Here is a 19,118-nt window from a genome sequence, read left to right on the forward strand (position 1 = left end):
AAAATCTCAAATTTATCTTTAAACATATCACCTCGCATAAATCTCCCTTTGTAAATCATCAAAACTTTGTTTTAGAATTTCTAAGCCACCAAATTCATCGGCCAATTCTCTTACATTGCCTAAAGAACTAAGCTCTATAAGCGGTTTTAAGCCATCATCAAAATCTTTTATGCCGTATTCTTGATATCTATTTAGTAAAAATTCTATAAATTTTATAGCCTTTTCTTTTTGAAAGCGTTTTAAAAACTCACCATTTTCTACTTGTAAAACACGCTCTTGCCTTGTTTTTATCTCGGCATTAAAGCTTAAATGCGCTAAAACATCGTATATATCACAATCTTTTTGAAAAATTTTTCTTAGATCTTTTAAAGCATCTTCATCTACTCCATCATTTGCAAGGGCTTTTAAAAATCTTTCTCTATTTTTTTGATCACTCCAAATTTCACGCAATTTTGCTTCATCATCATAATACTCACCAAGCTTTCCTATCAAAATTCTAAAAATTCTTTAGTGCTAAGTGGCTTACCTTGTGCTCCTACATAGCTTGTAGTTATATCTAAAACCTTAAGCTTTGTGCCTTTTAAGTGTATAGTGACGCTCTTTTTTTCTTTGCTTTCTTCTTTTGTTTGTTTTATTTGCTCTTTAGTAATTTTTTCTTGTTTGTTTTGCTCTTTTAGTTCTTTTATTTTTTCACCATCCCATTTTGGATCATAAAAAAGCTTAGTAGCGCCAACAAAATCAAGTATGGTAAAAAAGTCTTTACCTTCATATACTCTAGTTCCACGTCCGATGATTTGCTTAAATTCCACCATAGAGCCTATATTTGCTAGTAAAACGATATTGCGGACATTCTTAGCATCCACGCCCGTTGTAAGCATTTTAGAACTTGTAAGTATGACAGGAAAGCTTTTATCATTGTCTTGAAACTGCTTTAGATAATCAAGCCCTATTTTACCTTCATCACTCGTAACTCTTACACAATAATCATCTCTTTTAACACTTTTATATTTATCTATGGCTCTTTTTACCTCGTTTGCATGAGCTTGATTTGCACAAAAAATTATAGTTTTATCCATGGGATTTATAAGCTCTAAAATTTTCTTAGCGATAAAGTCATTATAGTTTGGTAAAAAGATATTTCTTTCAAACTCACTTTGTTTATAAAAGCCTTTTTCAAGCTCACCTTGTATCAAATCATCAGGATTATAGGTATAACCATCACTCAAAGTTGTTTTTATGAGTTTGACTTTATAAGGGGTTAAAAATCCATCTTCAATACCACTTTTAAGACTATAATCATAAACACTCTCACCAAAATACTCATAAGTGTCTATATTTTCTTCTTTTTTTGGAGTAGCGGTTAAACCAAGCTGAGTTGCATAGGAAAAATACTCAAGCACAGCTCTCCAGCTTCCTTCTTCGTTTGCTCCACCTCTGTGGCACTCATCTATGATGATAAGATCAAAAAAATCTTTTGGGTATTGAAGATAAAATTTGCTCTCTTGTTCTTCTTGGGTGTTTTCTTGTTCTTTTGAATTTGCGGCTAAGCTTTGATAAATTCCAAAGAAAACATTTGCATTTGTTATGATTTTTCCATCATTTTTCTTTATTTCTTCAGCACTAATTGCCTTACAATCACTTTCTATAGGATTAAATTCTCCTAAGGCTTGATCTCTTAAGCTCACTCTATCACATAAAAATAGTATTTTAGGCTTTTGATCTTTGTTTTCTTTATTCCATCTTGCCTCTAACAAACGATAACACAAATTAAAAGCTATGGTTGTTTTTCCTGTGCCTGTAGCAAGAGTGAGTAAAATTCTATTTTTGTTATTTATAATAGCTTCTATGACTTTGTCTATGGCTATTTTTTGATAATACCTTAATTCTTTTTGCGGAATATACATAACATTTTGGGTTAAAAGCCTGTATTGCCATTCTTTGACATTGCCATAAATCCTATCAAAAAGCTCTTTAGGACTTGGGAATTTATCTATATATTTACCACTATGACTTCTTATATCGTATTCATAAATTTTTTCTCCATTGCTACTATATACAAAAGGCACATTTAAAATTTTTGCATATTCTATGCCTTGAGATAAACCATCTAAAGGATCTTTGCTAAATTTTTTAGCTTCTATTATAGCAAGGTTGTTTCCTTCATATCTAAGCAAATAATCTGCAAATTTTCTTTGTGCTCTTTTACCACCTAAAAGCTTTCTACCATCTGTAAAATAATAATTTCTTTTTATATTTTCTTCATTCCAAGAACTATCATAAAGCTTTGCATCTATAAATTTTACTCTAGTATCATCTTCTGAATACAAATTTTGCATTTTTACCCCAAAGTGAAATTAAATTTTATAATTATAGCATTTATACTAGTTTTTAAAAAAATTATTTTCACTCTTGACTTATAGCTACTCTAATGTTTTATAATTATAAAAAATCAAAAAAGGAGCGAAAATGCAATACAAAATTTTAGAAAACAATCGCATCGCAAGTAAAGGCTATGCAATGCTTAGTAAAGATGCGAAATTCACACCCTTTGAATTTAGCCGCCACGCTATTGGTGATAATGATATTTTGATTAAAATCCTATATGCAGGTATTTGTCATAGCGATATTCACACCGCAAGAAGCGAGTGGGGAGAAGCTACTTATCCTTGCGTACCTGGGCATGAGATAGCAGGAGAAGTTATCGCTGTGGGTAAAAATGTGAGCAAATTTAAAGTAGGAGATTACGCAGGGGTTGGTTGTATGGTAAATTCATGCGGTGAGTGCGATGCTTGCAAACGCTCACAAGAGCAGTTTTGCGAAAATGGCAAAACCATCTTTACTTACAATAGTTGCGATGTATTTCACGGCAATGAAAACACTTATGGGGGCTACTCAAACAACATAGTTGTAAGTGAAAAATTTGCTATTTGTGTGCCAAAAAATGCACCGATGCATAAGGTTGCGCCTTTGCTTTGTGCGGGCATTACTACTTACTCTCCTTTAAGATTTTCTAAGATAAAAGAAGGCTCAAGCGTTGCTATAGCAGGATTTGGCGGACTTGGTATGATGGCTGTAAAATACGCTGTTAAAATGGGTGCAAAGGTTAGCGTTTTTGCTAGAAATGAAAACAAAAAAGCCGATGCTTTGGCTATGGGTGTAAGCTCATTTTACACAAGCACTGATAAAAACGCTGTAAAAGAACGCTTTGATTTAATCATCTCAACCATTCCAACGCCTTATAATCCTGCAATTTATTTGGATTTGCTTAAATTTGGTGGCGAAATGGCTATAGTTGGCTTACCGCCTGTGGAAGATAAGGTAAATATAAGCATAAACGAGCTTGTACATAAGGCAGGTAAAAAGGTTTATGGCTCGCTAATTGGCGGTATTGCTGAAACTCAAGAAATGCTTGATTTTTCTTTAAAACATGGAATTTATCCAGAAACCGAGCTTATCACACCACAAGAAATCGATAAAGCTTATGAAAATCTAACCTCAGGAAAGGCTAAATTTCGCTATGTTATTGATATGACAAAAGAATAATTTAATACTTATCAAAAACCACATCGCTAATGTCAAATCCCCTTTGCTTAGCGATGTCTAAAAGCTCTTTTATACTTTTTTCATCTATTATATTTCTTGCTAAAATCCAAAGGTATTTTTTATCAGGACTACCCACAATGGCAACTTTATACTCGCTATCAATAAAAATGATTTCATAATTTACTCTATTAAAAAGGTTCATAAAGATGTTAAATCTCACTGCTAATTGCCTATTTGAAACGATTTTTGCCTTACCTTTTATACTTGAAATTTCATTTTCTTTACTGCAAAAATTCTCAATTTCTACATAAGGAACGCCATTTTTATATTTAAGCTCGTATTTTGCCTTTGAATTTAGGCAAGATTTTTGAAAAAAGGCTGGTTTTCTAGCCATTTCAAGCCATTCTCCCATATAATTTTGTAAAGAAAGTTCGCCAATTAATTCAAGCATTTTTTTCCTTTTTGTCTTTCTCGCCCCATTTGCACATAGCTTGTAAAATGGGAATTAAACTTTGTCCGCGTTTGGATAAGCTATATTCTACCTTGGGTGGAATTTGAGCGTATTCTTTTCTGATAATTAAACCATCATTTTCTAGTTCTCTTAAGGTATTGGTTAAAGTTTTAAAAGATATGGAGCTTAAAAAGCGTTTGAGTTCATTATAACGCACGATTTCATAGCGAAATAAGCAGTATAAAATACTCATTTTATATTTTCCATTAATTAATGCTAGAGTATAGTTAAATCCGCATTCTTCGAAATTGCACTGAGAATTCTCTTTAGTCATTTAACATTCCTTTAGTATAGTATCTTACTTTATTTTCTGTATTGAAAATGATATTATGCTAAGTTATAATTGTATCATAAAATTTAAAAAAGGATAAAAATGAAAAATATACTCTTGCTTAATGGCTCTAAAGAATTTGGAAATTCAAAAGGACAGCTTAATTTAACATTGCATAATCATGCTTTAGAAATTTTAAAAACATTAGGATACGAAGTAGATCAAACTCACATAGATCAAGGATATGATCCTAAAGAAGAGATACAAAAATTTATAAAAGCTGATGCTGTGATCTATCAAATGCCAGCTTGGTGGATGGGCGAGCCTTGGATAGTTAAAAAATATATCGATGAAGTGTTTGGTTTGGGTGCTGGAGTACTTTTTAAAAATGATGGAAGAACTCATGAAAATCCTAGTAAAAACTACGGAAAAGGTGGTTTAGATCATGGTAAAAAATACATGTTTTCTCTCACTTGGAATGCACCTCTTGAAGCCTTTAATGATAAAAATGAATTTTTTGAAGGAAAGGGTGTAGATATGGTGTATTGGCATTTGCATAAGGCTCATGAATTTATAGGTATGAAAGCTTTACCAACTTTTATGTGTAATGATGTGGTAAAAAATCCTCAAGTGGAAAAATATCTAAACGAGTATGAACTACACTTGAAAAAAATTTTTTAAAAAATTTGACTTAAAAATTTCAAGGTGTAACATTGACTCGAACAAAGTATTTGTATATCTTGCTTGTTTTAGCTATGTTTTTATGGGGCTCATCTTGGCCTACTTCTAAGATTTTATCAGCTTATGCTGATACTTCTGTGATTACTTTTTGGCGTTTTTTCTTTGTTTTGCTAGGTTCTTTGATGGTATTGGGCTTTTTAAGAATTCCTTTAAGCCTTGAAAAATCCATTTTAAAATGGGTGCTGATAGCAGGAATTTTAAATGGGCTTTATACTTTTGTATTTTTTATTGCCATTAAGCATGGTTTAGCTGGAAAAGGCGGTGTTTTGGTTACAACTATGATTCCTATTTTTTCTTATTTGATATTTATGATAGCGATATTATTTCAAAAAGATAAAAAATCAACTCACAAGATCATAAAGAGTGAAATTCTAGGCTTATTTTTAGGTTTATTATCTGGATTTTGTTTGTTAAATTTAGGGAGTTTAGAAGATTTATTTGGCAAATTTAATATTTTATTTTTAACTTGTTCTTTTATTTGGGCTTTGATAGCAGTGTTTAATCATAAAGCCAAAGGAGTTCACCCTTTGGCGATTAACTTTTATATTAATCTCATTTCTGTTTTAATGTTTTCTTGGGTATTGTTTGATGTAAAAAGTTATGAAATTTTTCATTTTGAATTTAAATTTTGGATCAGTATGTTTGTCGTTGCTTTTTTATCAACTATTATAGGTACTAGTATTTATTATTATGGGATTCACATTTTAGGGAGCGTTAAGGCAAATTCTTTTGTTTTAATCACTCCTGCTAGTGCTTTAATTTGTAGTTATTTTATACTAGATGAGGTGCCAAATGCACTTACCTTGTTAGGTTGTGCCTTGGCTATAGGTGCTATATATTTTATCAATATTTATGGTAAAAAAGCTTAGATTAAATTTTCAAAATCAAGATTGATTTTTTGATCCATGGCTTTAAATTTCATTTCTCTTTGTTTATAAAGCTCTAAGGCTTCTTGCATGCTAATGCTTTGAAATTTAAAGCTAGAACCTAACTTAGCTTGTGCGAGTAAGCTTAGATCATTTTCTATAACCGTGCCTATTTTTGTATAACCTCCTGTGCTTTGTCTTCCTGCCATTAAAATGATAGGAATACCACTTTTTGGCACTTGTATGCTTCCAAAAACTGCAGGATCTGAGATGATATCTGCTGAGTTTTTATGCTCTATACTTTTGCTAGATTCTGCATAAATTGCCATTCTATCGCTTTTTGAACCTACTTTATAGCTAGTATTTAAAAAAGTATCTATGCCTTTTTGAGTAAAAGCATCTTCATTTGTTCCTAAAATAACGCGTATAATAGGCTCTTTATGGCTTTTAAAAAGAGGATTTTCACATTCTCTAGCTTCTAAATTAAAAGGTATAAAAGTATTATGAGTATTTAAAATATCATCTTTTTGCAAAGCTCTTCCTTCAAAAAATCCAACTCCCATTTTAGCATCGCTGGATTTAGAGTTTAAAAAGCTTTTTATTTCAAAGCCACCTGCTACGCATAAATATCCACGAAAACCTATTTTTGCTAAACCAAGCTCTAAAATATCGCCTTTATTTGCTTTATACACCTTGTAAGTTTTGATTTTTTGATTATTAAGCTTTGCCTCAAATTCAGCCCCACTTAAAACAAAATAATTCCCATCTAAAAATTCGTATTTTCCACCTTTTAAACAAAGTTCAACTCCTGCTTCATCTTGTTTGTTTCCAAGTAAGATATTTGCCATTCTTAAAGCATCTTCATCCATAGCCCCACTTCTTGCTATGCCAAATTTAGCAAATTTTTTTCTACCAAAGTCTTGCAAACTTGAATTTATAGATGCTTCAATGATTTTTATACTCATAAATTTCCTTTTGATAGACTTTTTTAGCAACTTGCTCTTGGATATCGAAAAATTCATCTTTTGAAATAGCTTTAAATTTTAAAAACATACCCGCTTTTAAAAGAGTAGGATTTTTTTCATCTTCTTTATCAAAAAATTCCAAAGGTGTTCTAGCAATGATTTGCCAACCCCCTGGGCTTGATATAGGATAAACTCCTGTTTGTTTATCGGCTATGCCTACACTTCCAGCTTCTATTTTTGCTCTAGGGCTTGAAAGGCGTGGGGTAAAAAGCCTTTCATCTAAACCTCCAAGATAAGGAAAACCTGCCATAAAACCTAGCATAAAAACAAGATAATAAGGCTTAGTGTGAAGAGATATAAGCTCTTCTTTTGAAATTTGATTGTGTTTGCACACAAATTCTAAATCCAGTCCAAATTCTTCATCATAACAAAGTGGAACTTCTATACAAAGACTTGAGTTTTGTTCTGCAAGTTTAATATCCTTTTTAATTTTTTCCAAAAAATCAAGCAAGGAATTTAAAGAAAGTATACAAGGATTAAAATATATAAGCAAGCTTGCATAAGCACTTACTAACTCATCAATACCATAAATTTCACCTTCTTTTAGGGCTTTTTGTATCCTTTGTTCTGTACTTAAAACATAAGCATTGATTTGAGGTGAAATTTCTTGCTCAAAACGTAAAAGCAAAGCCTTGCTTCCGCTAAAATGCACACTAAACATTGCTAAAACCTATATAAAATTTTCCAAAGCACAAATTTGAATTTGTTCTTTTTCTAAATTTTCTTTGATTTTTTTAACAAATTCTAAAGCTTTTATATTATCCCCATGAACACAAATACTATCGGCTTTCAAATCAATTTCTTTGCCATTTATGCTTGTAACTTTGCTTTCTTTTATCATTTTTATCACGCGTTTGATAGCTAAATTTTCATCGTGTATTAATGCCCCTTCTAATTTTCTTGAAACTAAAGTGCCATCATCATTATAAGCACGATCTGCAAAAACTTCATTAGCATATCTTAAACCTTTTTTCTTAGCCGCTTCATTCATAGCAGAATTACTAAGCCCTAGAAAAATAATATTTTCATCAAAACTCGCCACTGCCTCACAAAGTGCTAAGGCTAAATTTTCATCAATAGCTGCCATATTATAAAGTGCACCATGGGCTTTAAAATGCTGTATTTTCATACCTTTTGCCTTGGCAAAGCCAAATAAAGCTCCTAGTTGATACAAGGCATAGTTTTTAGCCTCTTCAAAGCTTATTTGCATATTGCGTCTTCCAAAACCCAAAAGATCAGGATAAGATGGGTGTGCCCCTATGCAAACACCATTTTGCTTGGCTAAATTTAAGGTTTTATCCATGACACAAGGATCACCCGCATGAAAGCCACAAGCGACATTTACTGAGCTTACAAATTTTAAAATTTCTTCATCCATTCCCATTTTATAGGCGCCAAAACTTTCCCCTAAATCACTATTTAAATCCACTTTGAACATTATTTGACCTTGTATATTTAATTATTGATTTTATTATATCTAAAGAAGAATTTTAAATAAGCTAAAAGTTTTGAAAAATAAATAAAAAAGTTACAATAAGTAAAAAATGATATTTTAAGCAGGTTAAAACCTGCTTAATTTTTAGTCTTTTCTCGTTTTTGCATCAATCACAAATAAAGGTTTATTAAGAAGTTTAAAATCAGCAATAAAATTTAAAGTCTTATCACTTGTTACCCATTTAATAAATTTGCTAGCTTCTGTATAATTTACATTTTTACAATGCTTAGGATTTGTTGCTATAACAGAATAGAAATTTTTAAGACTATCATCGCCTTCATTTACAATGACTAAGTTTGGATTTCCTTTTTCATTGGCTTCATATTTGATATAGGTACCACGATCGGTTAAAATCACACCTTTTTTTTCTTCAGCGATTTTAATGCTTGCTAACATGCCTTGTCCGCTTTGTTGATACCAGCTTTGTTTTTCAGGAACACCGCCAAGATTTTTCCAAAGACTTTTTTCTTTATTATCAGTGCCTGATTTATCACCTCTTGAGATGAAAGTGAGTTTTTCATTTTTGATAAGTTCTAAGCTTTCTTTTAAATTTTTACCTTTAAATTTAGAAGCTAAAGATTTATCTGCGATGATGATAAAATCATTATACATCACAGGAGTTCTATCTACACCAAAACCTTTTTTCATAAATTCTTTTTCAGCCTTTGGAGAATGCACAAAAAGCACATCAGCATTGCAATCTTCACCCATTTTTAAAGCTGCACCTGTTCCTACCGCAACCCATTTTAAGGTATTGCCACTTTCTTTTTCATAAAGAGGCTTTAGGGCATCTAAAAGTCCTGTATTGTCAGTGCTTGTTGTGGTTGCCATTTTAAGTTCTGCTGCACTTGCACTTAAAGCTAAAGCAAGGGCTAAAGAAATGATTTTTTTCATTTTTTCTCCTTATAAATTTACATAAAAAAATATTTTAGCATAATTATGCTAAAATTACTTATTTTAAAAAGGATATTTTTGGATTATATTTTTGATGGTTTTAAACAAGCTTTATTTTTACTTTTCAATGCCGATGAAAGCGTAATTTCGGCTATAAAAACTACACTTTTAAGCTCAAGTATTTCTATAGTTTTGGCTTTGCTTATAGGTTTTCCTTTGGGATTTATCTTAGGCTTTTTTGATTTTAAATTCAAACGCTTTATAAAACTTATCATAGATACTAGCCTCTCTTTTCCAACAGTTGCAGTAGGGCTTATACTTTATGCATTGATTTCAAGTCGAGGACCTTTAGGGGAATTTGGACTACTTTTTACTATAAAGGCTTTAATTTTAGGGCAGTTTATTTTAGCGCTTCCTATAGTGATTGCGCTTTTTTCAAATTTGATAGAAAATATGAATAAAAAACATTTTTTACTTATAAAATCTTTTCATCTAAGTCCTTTAAAACTTGTTTTAACCATGATTTATGAATTACGCTTTGCTTTGATTAGCGTCGTTGCACTAGCTTATGGACGCATTGTAGCAGAAGTAGGAGTAGCGATGATAGTAGGTGGAAATATCAAATACGACACTAGAACCATAACCACAGCTATTTCACTTGAAACCAACAAAGGCGAATTTGCTAGCGGTATAGCTTTGGCTTTGGTTTTAATTCTCATTGCCTTTTGTTTAAATTTCATCACACACAAACTCAAAAGAACATAAAATGATAGAAATTTCTAATCTTTTTTTCAACTATCAAAACAAAGAAGTTTTAAAAATCAAAAATTTAAAACTTGATACGAGTAAAATTAACATCTTAATGGGAGCGAATGGAAGTGGAAAATCTACATTTTTAAGAATATTAAAATTTTTAGAAGGAGATTTTTCAAAAAATATTTCTTATTTTGGAAATTTTAAACTTAATAATAAACAAAAGCGTGAAATTTATTTGCTTTTTCCAGAGCCTATTTTGTTAAATCGTAGCGTAAGGGCAAATTTTTTATTTACCTTAAAAACTTATGGGATTAAAGAAGATATTGAAGAGCGCATAAAAGAAAGTTTGATGTGTTTAAATTTAAATGAAAGTCTTTTAAATAAATATCCTAATGAACTTTCATCAGGACAAAGTCAAAAAATAGCTTTTGCTATAGCTTTAAGCGTAAGAGCGAAGTATTATTTACTTGATGAACCGAGTGCTTTTTTGGATAAAAATACTACACTTTTATTTAAAAAAGCTATTCTTAAAATGCACGAAAATTTCAATACAGGTTTTTTAATCGCAAGTCATGATAAACATTTTTTAGATTCTTTGGCTCAAAAAAAACTTTATTTACACAGTGGAGAAATTTTAGAATTTGAAAATACTAATGTTTTTGAACTAGAAAATCAAGGTGTGAAATTTTGTAATTTTATAGATTTTAGTAATTGTAAAAAATATAAAGATTTTAAAAAACCTCCAAGTAAAATTGCTATTGATCCTTATAAAATTTCTTTTTTTAATTCTAAAAATATCCCAAAAAATAATTATGAGTTTATTTTAGAAAAATGTTATATTATAGCACTTAGAAGCAGGAAAAGTGATGTTTTTATAAGGGTAAGTTGTATGGATAAAATTTTAGAATTTGCCTTAGAAAAACAAGAATTTTTAAAATTCGATTTAAAATTATACGAAGAACTCAGTCTTTATTTTTATGAAGATGCAATATGTTTCTTAAATTAACATACATTATAAATTTTAAATAAAATATTACAAATATTCCCATTTTTTATAAAATTTATCTTAATTATTTTTTAAATTTGTATTTAATACAAATAAACTCTTATATAATGTTTAAAAATAACCATAAAGGAGTTTTTATGCTTAATCAAAATAATCAAGAGCTTTTTAAGCCAAGTAAAGAATTTTCTCGTAATGCTCGTATAAAAAATTTATGTGAATACTATGATTTATGCGATGAAGCCAAGGAAGATTTTGAAGGTTTTTGGAAAAGACAAGCACTTGAGAAGATCGAGTGGTTTTCGCCTTTTTCAAGAGTGTTAAATGAGGATAAAGCTCCATTTTATAAATGGTTTGAAGGTGGAACTTTAAATGTAAGTTATCAATGTCTTGATCGTCATATGAAAACAAGACGCAATAAAGCTGCTTTGATTTTTGAAGGTGAAATGGGGGATTATGAAGTTTATACTTATAGAAGATTATTGCATGAAACTTGCAAGGCGGCCAATTTGCTTAAAAAATTCGGAGTAAAAAAAGGCGATAGGGTTGTAATTTATATGCCTATGATTCCAGAAACAGCTATAGTAATGTTAGCTTGTGCAAGGATTGGGGCTATTCATAGTGTGGTATTTGGAGGGTTTTCTCCTGAAGCCTTAAGAGATAGAATTATAGATGCAGGAGCTAAACTTGTAGTAACGGCTGATGGTGCTTTTCGTCGTGGCAAACCTTATATGTTAAAACCTGCAGTAGATAAGGCTTTAAGTGAAGGGTGTGAAAGTGTAGAAAAAGTACTTATAGTTATACGCAATAATGAGCCTATAGAATATATTAAAGGAAGGGACTATGTTTATAACGAACTTGTGAAAAATGAGTCTTATAAGTGTGAACCCGAAATCATGGATAGCGAGGATTTGTTGTTTTTGCTTTACACTTCAGGATCAACGGGCAAGCCAAAAGGAGTTATGCATGCAAGTGCAGGATATATACTTTGGGCACAAATGACTATGGAATGGGTTTTTGATATTAAAGATTATGATAATTATTGGTGTAGTGCTGATGTGGGTTGGATTACAGGACATACTTATGTAGTTTATGGGCCTTTAGCATGTGGAGCAACGACTATAATGCATGAAGGAACTCCTACTTATCCAAATTCTGGGCGTTGGTGGAGAATGATAGAAGAGTATCAAATAAGCAAATTCTACACTTCGCCAACTGCCATAAGAATGCTTCATGCTGATGCACCTGATGAGCCAAGAAAATATGATTTAAGTACGCTTGAAGTGCTTGGAACGGTTGGAGAGCCTATCAATCCTAGTGCTTGGAAGTGGTTTTATGATGAAATAGGGGGAACTAAAAGTCCTATAGTCGATACTTGGTGGCAAACAGAAACAGGTGGGCATATGATCACGCCTTTACCAGGCGCTACTCCTTTAAAACCAGGTTGTGCTACCTTGCCTTTGCCAGGAATTTTTGCAGAAGTTATTGATGAAGAAGGCAATAAAAAAGATGAAGGTGAAGATGGATTGCTTTGTATAACCAAACCTTGGCCTTCGATGATTCGTGGAATTTGGGGTAATGATGAACGCTATATAGAAAGTTATTTTTCTCAAGCTAAAAAAGATGGAAAAGCTGTATATTTTAGTGGCGATGGTGCTTTTTATGATAAAAATGGTTATATAACTATCACAGGAAGAACAGATGATGTGGTTAATGTTGCAGGACATCGTATAGGAACGGCTGAAATTGAAAGCGCTATTGCTAAACATCCAAGTGTAGCAGAATCAGCTGTAGTGAGTATTTTGGATGCGATTAAGGGCGAGTCACTGTTTGCTTTTGTGGTTTTAAGTCCTGCATCCAGTTGTGATCTTGGCGGAGCTATAGAAACTTTAAAAGAACTTAATGACATTTTAAGAGTAGAAATAGGACCTATAGCTAAAATAGAAAAAATTCTTTATACTCCAGGTTTGCCAAAAACTAGAAGTGGTAAAATAATGAGAAGAATTTTAAGAACTATAGCAAGAGGTGAAGAAATCAAACAGGATATTTCAACGCTCGAAGATTCTGGAGTAGTAGAAACTATTGTTAAATTAGCTAAGGCAGAGTTTGAATAACAAGGCAAAAAGAACTTTGCCTTGTTGCATAAAAATTCATAAAAATAAGCTATAATGATAAAAAAATAAAAGGAAATTTTTATGCTTCAAACTTGTATTTTCCCTGCGGCAGGTTATGGGACGAGATTTTTACCTGCAACAAAAACTTTACCTAAAGAGATGTTACCTATCTTAACTAAGCCTTTGATCCATTATGGGGTTGATGAAGCTTTGGAAGCAGGAATGGAAAATATGGGCTTTGTCACAGGGCGTGGAAAAAGAGCTTTGGAGGATTATTTTGATATTTCTTATGAACTTGAGCATCAAATTTCAGGTACAAAAAAAGAATACTTGCTTGATGAAATTCGCTCTTTGATCAATCGTTGCACCTTTACTTTTACAAGACAAAATCAAATGAAAGGATTAGGTGATGCGGTTTTAAAAGGTAAACCTTTGGTTGGTGATGAAGCTTTTGGCGTAATTTTGGCTGATGATTTGTGTGTCAACGAAGAAGGCTTAAATGTTATGGCTCAAATGGTAAAAATTTATGAAAAATATCGCTGCACCATCATAGCTGTGATGGAAGTACCAAAAGAACAAGTTTCAAACTATGGAGTAATTTTTGGAAATTTTGTAGAAGAAAATCTTATCATGGTTAATTCTATGATAGAAAAACCAAGTCCTGATGAAGCTCCAAGTAATCTTGCTATCATAGGAAGATATATTTTAACTCCTGATATTTTTGGAATTTTAGAAAATACTAAAGCGGGAAAAAATGGCGAAATTCAACTTACCGACGCGCTTTTAACTCAAGCAACCAATGGTATGGTTTTAGCTTATAAATTTCAAGGGAAACGCTTTGATTGTGGAAGTGTAGAAGGCTTTGTAGAGGCTACAAATTATTTTTACGAGAAAAGTAAATGTTAAACAATACACTTTTTTTTAAACAAAGTGAAATTCACACTATAAGCTCTTATGCAAATCGTATTAATGATGAGGTAAAAAGTGGAGATATAGGGTATTATCATCTTATTGACACGAGCTTAAGCCTGATTGATGAGAGTTTGGCTTTTATCAAAGACAAAGAACACATAAAAAATATTGCTTTAGTGGGAATGGGTGGTTCAAGTTGCGGTGTAAAAGCCTTGCGTGATATGCTTTTTAATGAAAAAAGTAATCAAAGAGAACTTTTTATACTCGATAACACAAGTTCACATTCTTTTAATAAGACTTTAGAAAAAATCAAGCTTGAAGAAAGTTTGTTTTTAATCATCAGTAAAACAGGTAGCACTATAGAAGTCGTATCGCTTTTTAAACTTCTTATTGAACATTTTAAACTTGATATGCAAGAATTAAAAAAATACTTTGTTTTTATTACCGATAAGGATTCAAAACTTCATCAAGAAGGTGAAAATTTAGGTATTAAATGCTTTTTTATCCCTGCAAATGTAGGAGGTCGTTTTAGCATACTTTCAGCCGTAGGTATAGTTCCGCTTTGTTTTTGTGGCTATAATGCCAAAGCTCTTTTGGAAGGAGCTAAAGCTTGTTTTGAAGATTTTTTTACTCACAAAAAAGATGAAATTTTACAAAAAGCCTACCATTATTGCACGCATAAAAATGCCAATATCAATGTACTTTTTTCATATAGTGATGCTTTTAAAGGCTTTAATGAATGGTATATTCAGCTTATTGCTGAAAGTTTAGGTAAAAAGCAAGGCTATAAACGCATAGGTTTGACTCCTATTGCACTTATTGGCGCAAGAGATCAGCATAGTTTTTTACAACTCATCATGGATGGACCTAAAAATAAAACTGTAACTTTTTTAAAAATCAAAGACGCTCAAAAAGCACCTATTATCCCTGATATTCATTTTAAATTTTTAGATTCTTTAAGCAATAAAGTCAATCTTCACGAACTTTTAAACGCTCAATGTGATGCAACTATGCACGCTTTAATCGCTGAAAATTTGAGTGTTGATGTGATAGAACTTGAAAAACTTGACGCTTGGCATGCGGGATATTTGATGTATTATTATGAACTTTTTACTTCAACTTGCGGTGTTATGCTAGGGATTAACACTTATGATCAACCTGGTGTGGAAGTTGGAAAGTTGATCTTAAAAAATATATTAAATTCTTAATCAAAATTCATTAAAAAAGAGTATAATGATTTTAAGTTAAAATTATAATAAAAATTTTTAATTAATAATAATTATTATTTAAGAATTTTATGTTATAATTTTAAAAATTAAAAAAAGGAGTCAATCATGTCAGTTACAAAACAATTATTACAAATGCAAGCAGATGCTCATCATCTATGGGTTAAATTTCATAATTATCACTGGAATGTAAAAGGTTTGCAATTTTTTTCTATACACGAGTACACAGAAAAAGCTTATGAAGAAATGGCAGAACTTTTTGATAGTTGTGCTGAAAGAGTTTTACAACTTGGCGAAAAAGCTATCACTTGCCAAAAAGTTTTAATGGAAAATGCAAAAAGTCCAAAAGTTGCAAAAGATTGCTTTACTCCGCTTGAAGTCATAGAACTGATCAAACAAGATTATGAATATCTTTTAGCAGAATTTAAAAAACTCAATGAAGAAGCAGAAAAAGAAAGCGATACTACAACAGCTGCTTTTGCGCAAGAAAATATCGCAAAATATGAAAAAAGTCTTTGGATGATAGGCGCTACTTTACAAGGTGCTTGCAAAATGTAATTTAAGGGGCTTTATGCCCCAATTATACAAACTAGGTTATAATATCCTTTTTTAAAGGATAAAATTTTGAAAGTACTTAATTTTTTTTATGAAAACCACCCTAAATTTGAAGTAAGTTATGAAAGAAAAAATCAAATTTCAAAACCAAATATTATCATAAAAGGCCCACGATTTTGTGGTAAAAAAACACTTATTTTTAATTTTTTATCTCAATTTAAAGCAAGTGAAATTTTGTTTTTAGATTTATATGATACACGCTTTGAAAAACAAAGTTTAGAAAGACTTGCTGATTTTCTGAATGAAAATTTACAAATTAAAATTCTTTGCCTTTATAATTTGGATTTTATCCCTAATTTAGAAAAAATTAAAATTCCCATCATCTTAAGTACAAATATAAAAGATTTAAATATAAATGGGTTTGAAGAGCTTGAACTCGATTATTTTGATTTTGAAGAATTTATTAGTGTAAGTAAGAAAAATTTACCTATAAATAATTTAGTAGGTCTTTTTTTACAAAGTGGACGCAGTAAATTTGGAGAAAAAAACATACTTCTAAGACAAAGCTTCACTCTTTTAGAATTAGAAATTTTAAAGTATTTAGCTTTAAATTTGGGTCAGCAAATCAGTATTTCTAAGATATTTATAGAACTCAAAAAAAGATTAAAAACTTCAAAAGATAGTGTTTATCAAGCTATAAAAAAATTAGAAAATACTTATGTGATCTATACTTTAAAACATGATGAAAAAAAACTTCAAAAGATTTATTTTAAAGATTTTGGCCTAAGAAATAATCTTTGTATTTCAAAGGATTTTTCACATTTATTTGAAAATTTAGTTTTAAGCGAGTTGTTTAAATTTAAAGAAGAATTTTTTTATAACAAATACTTTAACTTTTATAGCCAAATATCTAAAATTGCTTATATTTCAAGTCCAACTTTAGATATTGATTTGATCAAGCTACGTGCTAAGAAAATTTTACCAAAGGCTTTAGAACTTGGAATTTTTCATGTGATTTTTATCACTCTTTCAAGCGAGGATAATTTTTTTGAGCAAGGGGTTAAATTTGAAGTCATATCTTTTGATAAATTTTCACTTGGATTTTAGGTGTTGTTTGAGTTTGTATCGTATTTTTCAAGGTTGTATCGTTTGATGATTTTTGTAATAAGATTGATATAATATCCCTTGCGTTCAGAATAAGAATCTAAAGTTTTAATAGCCTCTAGCCCTGTTATCTCTTTGCCTTCGCTTTCAAATTTAGCTCTTGCATCGCGAAACTTTTCATAAGCAAAATGACGATTTAAATTTAAAACATAAGAGTCAACACTATCTTGCAGACTATCAAAAATTTTAATTTTGTGTTTTTTATCTGGATGTCTTAAATCAGGAATTAAACCTTTCTCACCCCAAGTCCATTCTCCAAAAAGATTGTTTGCTTCTCTTGCGAAGCGACTGGTACCTGTAGCACTTTCAACTAAAGCTTGGGCTATACCCATGGATTTTGGAATTTTTTGAATACGTTTTTTATATTCTGCAAAATCATAAAGATTTTCAATGCGATATTTGTTTTTTATCGTGATAAGTTTTTCAAGATTTATTTGGTTTGAAGTCCTAAAGCCTGTTTTGTAAGCATCTTTAAAAAAGGCTTCGATAAAGGCTCTTTCTTGTTCAATTTTTTTAAAGCTTTGATCAAACATTTCATTCATTTTTGTAAAAAAAATTTGCCTTTTTTGATCTATATCAAGTTTGTAATATTCCTCTCCAAATCCACTCTTTAGATCATCAGCGGCAAAAAGTGGGATTAGAAAAAGACTAAGAAAAATTATAATTGGCTTCAAAACAATACTTTACCTTTCCTTCAAAAAATAATTCTTCATTTTTATATGCAAACCCTACCTCTTCACCACTTTTAGGAGTTATTTTAACTTTATTTTGTACTTTTTTATTTAAAAATGCCAGATAAAAACAAGCCCCCATTCCTGTGCCACAAGCTAAGGTTTCATCTTCAACTCCGCGTTCATAGGTGCGAACTTTTAAATGATTTTCATCTAAAATTTTTACAAAATTAACATTGGCATTATATTTTTGTCTCATTTTTTGACAAAGCATTGTATCAAATTCATCTAAATTTTGACAAAAATGTACTAGATGTGGAACTCCAGTGTTGCAAAGTTGCCAAGTTTTTCCTAATTCTTCAAAAGTATTTTGCACGCTTTTTATTTTGCCTAAAGATACTTCAACTTTATCTTGATTTACCTTTGCTTTTATTACTCCTGCACCAGTTAAAAAACTCATGTTAGGATTTATTTTGTTAATATGATGTGCAAAATGTGCCGCAGCCCTTGAGCCATTGCCACACATAGCAGCCCTTGAGCCATCGTTATTATAAAATTCCCATTCAAAGTCGTATTTTTCATGAGGCAATATCACGATAAAGCCATCCGCACCTATACCCTCATAACGATTACAAAGTTCTTTAGCTAAAGCACTTCTATCTTCTTTTCTATCAGCATTTGTTATGACAAAATCATTCCCACTTGCACAATATTTATAAAATTTCACATTTTTCCTTTAGAAATTTCTTGTATTACTTTAACACATTCTTGCCTAAAATCGGCATAAGAATTAGTATTTTTAATGATAAAATCTGCTTTTTTAAGTTTTTCTTCAATATCTATTTGAGAATCAAGTCTTGCTTTTGCAGCTTCTAAGCTGAGCTTATCTCTTTGCATGATTCTTTTAAGGCTTAATTCTTTAGGTGTGTAAATTACAATGACTTTACCTAAATTTTCATAAGCACCGCTTTCAAAAAAAAGAGGAATTTCTACAAAAAAAGCTTTATTTTCCTTATCTAGAATTTGCATTTGTTCTAAAATTTTAGCTCGAATTTTAGGATGAGTGAAATTTTCTAAGATTTTTTTAGCTTCTTTATTGTTAAAAACAATTTCTCCAAGGATTTTTCTATCGATTTTCTTTTCTTTTGTGAGTAAATTTTTTAAGCTAAAGGGAGAAAAAATCTTTTCAAGTTCTAAAGCATTTTCATCTAAAATTTTATGAGCGATTTTGTCTGCGCTAATGCTTTTAAAGCCTAAAGAATTCGCTATTTCTATAAAAGTGCTTTTACCACAAGCAATTGAAGCGGTTACAAAAAAAGCATTTTTCATCTTATGCCTTATTAAAACTTTTTTCGTTAAAATACCTTTTTA

19 protein-coding genes and 1 pseudogene are annotated in these 19,118 nt (G+C 30.8%); 10 read left to right on the forward strand and 10 right to left on the reverse strand.

The features are described from left to right. Positions 1 to 27: 27 nt before the first annotated feature. Positions 28 to 2,336 (reverse strand): annotated as a pseudogene (locus tag ELQ10_RS06410) (DEAD/DEAH box helicase family protein). Between the two features lie 130 nt (positions 2,337 to 2,466). On the opposite strand from ELQ10_RS06410, the gene ELQ10_RS06415 reads away from it, so the two are divergent. Beyond that, a complete protein-coding gene (locus tag ELQ10_RS06415) occupies positions 2,467 to 3,543 on the forward strand; it encodes an NAD(P)-dependent alcohol dehydrogenase (protein ID WP_134250358.1) in 1,077 nt (358 codons plus the stop codon). A gap of 1 nt (position 3,544) precedes the next feature. Here the strand turns inward: ELQ10_RS06415 and ELQ10_RS06420 are convergent, their stop codons facing one another. Next, the gene (locus ELQ10_RS06420) at positions 3,545 to 3,994 is read right to left on the reverse strand and encodes a lipocalin family protein (protein ID WP_070305180.1); all 450 of its coding nucleotides are present in this window, start codon (positions 3,992 to 3,994) and stop codon (positions 3,545 to 3,547) included. Next, positions 3,987 to 4,328: a helix-turn-helix domain-containing protein gene (locus ELQ10_RS06425; protein ID WP_002867086.1), complete on the reverse strand. Its 342-nt coding sequence runs from the start codon at positions 4,326 to 4,328 to the stop codon at positions 3,987 to 3,989. Before ELQ10_RS06425 ends, ELQ10_RS06420 begins: the two co-directional genes overlap by 8 nt. A 99-nt stretch (positions 4,329 to 4,427) precedes the next feature. Between ELQ10_RS06425 and ELQ10_RS06430 the strand changes: the two genes are divergently transcribed. After that, a complete protein-coding gene (locus tag ELQ10_RS06430; protein ID WP_070305182.1) occupies positions 4,428 to 5,006 on the forward strand; it encodes an NAD(P)H-dependent oxidoreductase in 579 nt (192 codons plus the stop codon). A gap of 32 nt (positions 5,007 to 5,038) precedes the next feature. Beyond that, positions 5,039 to 5,935: a DMT family transporter gene (locus ELQ10_RS06435; protein WP_002858902.1), complete on the forward strand. Its 897-nt coding sequence runs from the start codon at positions 5,039 to 5,041 to the stop codon at positions 5,933 to 5,935. Here ELQ10_RS06435 and ELQ10_RS06440 read toward each other — a convergent pair. The 4 genes from ELQ10_RS06440 to tupA form a co-directional block, all read right to left on the reverse strand. After that, positions 5,932 to 6,897: a biotin-dependent carboxyltransferase family protein gene (locus ELQ10_RS06440; protein WP_002867084.1), complete on the reverse strand. Its 966-nt coding sequence runs from the start codon at positions 6,895 to 6,897 to the stop codon at positions 5,932 to 5,934. The genes ELQ10_RS06435 and ELQ10_RS06440 overlap by 4 nt on opposite strands. Then, positions 6,878 to 7,618, reverse strand: coding sequence for a 5-oxoprolinase subunit PxpB (gene pxpB, locus ELQ10_RS06445; protein ID WP_002867083.1), 741 nt, complete (start codon positions 7,616 to 7,618; stop codon positions 6,878 to 6,880). Before pxpB ends, ELQ10_RS06440 begins: the two co-directional genes overlap by 20 nt. A gap of 9 nt (positions 7,619 to 7,627) precedes the next feature. Beyond that, positions 7,628 to 8,395, reverse strand: a complete 768-nt coding sequence (locus ELQ10_RS06450; RefSeq protein WP_002867082.1) for a LamB/YcsF family protein — start codon at positions 8,393 to 8,395, stop codon at positions 7,628 to 7,630. Between the two features lie 141 nt (positions 8,396 to 8,536). Beyond that, positions 8,537 to 9,346, reverse strand: coding sequence for a tungstate ABC transporter substrate-binding protein TupA (tupA, locus tag ELQ10_RS06455; RefSeq protein ID WP_002877290.1), 810 nt, complete (start codon positions 9,344 to 9,346; stop codon positions 8,537 to 8,539). Positions 9,347 to 9,424: 78 nt separating this feature from the next. On the opposite strand from tupA, the gene tupB reads away from it, so the two are divergent. The 7 genes from tupB (at position 9,425) to ELQ10_RS06490 (ending at position 17,019) form a co-directional block, all read left to right on the forward strand. Next, the gene (gene tupB / locus ELQ10_RS06460) at positions 9,425 to 10,111 is read left to right on the forward strand and encodes a tungstate ABC transporter permease TupB (protein ID WP_002873802.1); all 687 of its coding nucleotides are present in this window, start codon (positions 9,425 to 9,427) and stop codon (positions 10,109 to 10,111) included. 1 nt (position 10,112) lies between these two features. After that, on the forward strand, positions 10,113 to 11,108 hold the full coding sequence (gene tupC, locus ELQ10_RS06465; RefSeq protein ID WP_012006789.1) for a tungstate ABC transporter ATP-binding protein TupC: 996 nt from the start codon (positions 10,113 to 10,115) through the stop codon (positions 11,106 to 11,108). Positions 11,109 to 11,245: 137 nt separating this feature from the next. Beyond that, positions 11,246 to 13,219, forward strand: coding sequence for an acetate--CoA ligase (acs, locus tag ELQ10_RS06470; RefSeq protein ID WP_002862181.1), 1,974 nt, complete (start codon positions 11,246 to 11,248; stop codon positions 13,217 to 13,219). A gap of 81 nt (positions 13,220 to 13,300) precedes the next feature. Then, positions 13,301 to 14,125 (forward strand): UTP--glucose-1-phosphate uridylyltransferase GalU, encoded by an 825-nt coding sequence (gene galU, locus ELQ10_RS06475; protein WP_002867078.1) that lies wholly within the window; start codon positions 13,301 to 13,303, stop codon positions 14,123 to 14,125. After that, on the forward strand, positions 14,119 to 15,339 hold the full coding sequence (locus tag ELQ10_RS06480; RefSeq protein ID WP_134250359.1) for a glucose-6-phosphate isomerase: 1,221 nt from the start codon (positions 14,119 to 14,121) through the stop codon (positions 15,337 to 15,339). The genes galU and ELQ10_RS06480 overlap by 7 nt, the downstream gene beginning before the upstream one ends. 126 nt (positions 15,340 to 15,465) lie before the next feature. Next, on the forward strand, positions 15,466 to 15,915 hold the full coding sequence (locus ELQ10_RS06485; RefSeq protein ID WP_002867076.1) for a Dps family protein: 450 nt from the start codon (positions 15,466 to 15,468) through the stop codon (positions 15,913 to 15,915). A 66-nt stretch (positions 15,916 to 15,981) separates the two neighbouring features. Beyond that, positions 15,982 to 17,019, forward strand: coding sequence for an ATP-binding protein (locus ELQ10_RS06490; protein WP_002867075.1), 1,038 nt, complete (start codon positions 15,982 to 15,984; stop codon positions 17,017 to 17,019). On the opposite strand, the gene ELQ10_RS06495 is transcribed toward ELQ10_RS06490, so the two are convergent. Genes ELQ10_RS06495 through coaE form a run of 3 tightly spaced genes read right to left on the reverse strand, consistent with a single transcriptional unit; the run spans position 17,016 to position 19,076 of the window. After that, positions 17,016 to 17,750 (reverse strand): glucosaminidase domain-containing protein, encoded by a 735-nt coding sequence (locus tag ELQ10_RS06495; RefSeq protein ID WP_002877301.1) that lies wholly within the window; start codon positions 17,748 to 17,750, stop codon positions 17,016 to 17,018. The genes ELQ10_RS06490 and ELQ10_RS06495 overlap by 4 nt on opposite strands. Further along, on the reverse strand, positions 17,725 to 18,474 hold the full coding sequence (gene dapF, locus ELQ10_RS06500; RefSeq protein ID WP_002855997.1) for a diaminopimelate epimerase: 750 nt from the start codon (positions 18,472 to 18,474) through the stop codon (positions 17,725 to 17,727). The genes ELQ10_RS06495 and dapF overlap by 26 nt, the downstream gene beginning before the upstream one ends. Further along, positions 18,471 to 19,076 (reverse strand): dephospho-CoA kinase, encoded by a 606-nt coding sequence (gene coaE, locus ELQ10_RS06505; protein ID WP_002826882.1) that lies wholly within the window; start codon positions 19,074 to 19,076, stop codon positions 18,471 to 18,473. Before coaE ends, dapF begins: the two co-directional genes overlap by 4 nt. Positions 19,077 to 19,118 lie beyond the last annotated feature (42 nt).

The sequence above is a fragment of the Campylobacter sp. US42a genome (assembly GCF_004379055.1).
GTDB classification, from domain to species: Bacteria; Campylobacterota; Campylobacteria; order Campylobacterales; family Campylobacteraceae; genus Campylobacter_D; species Campylobacter_D jejuni.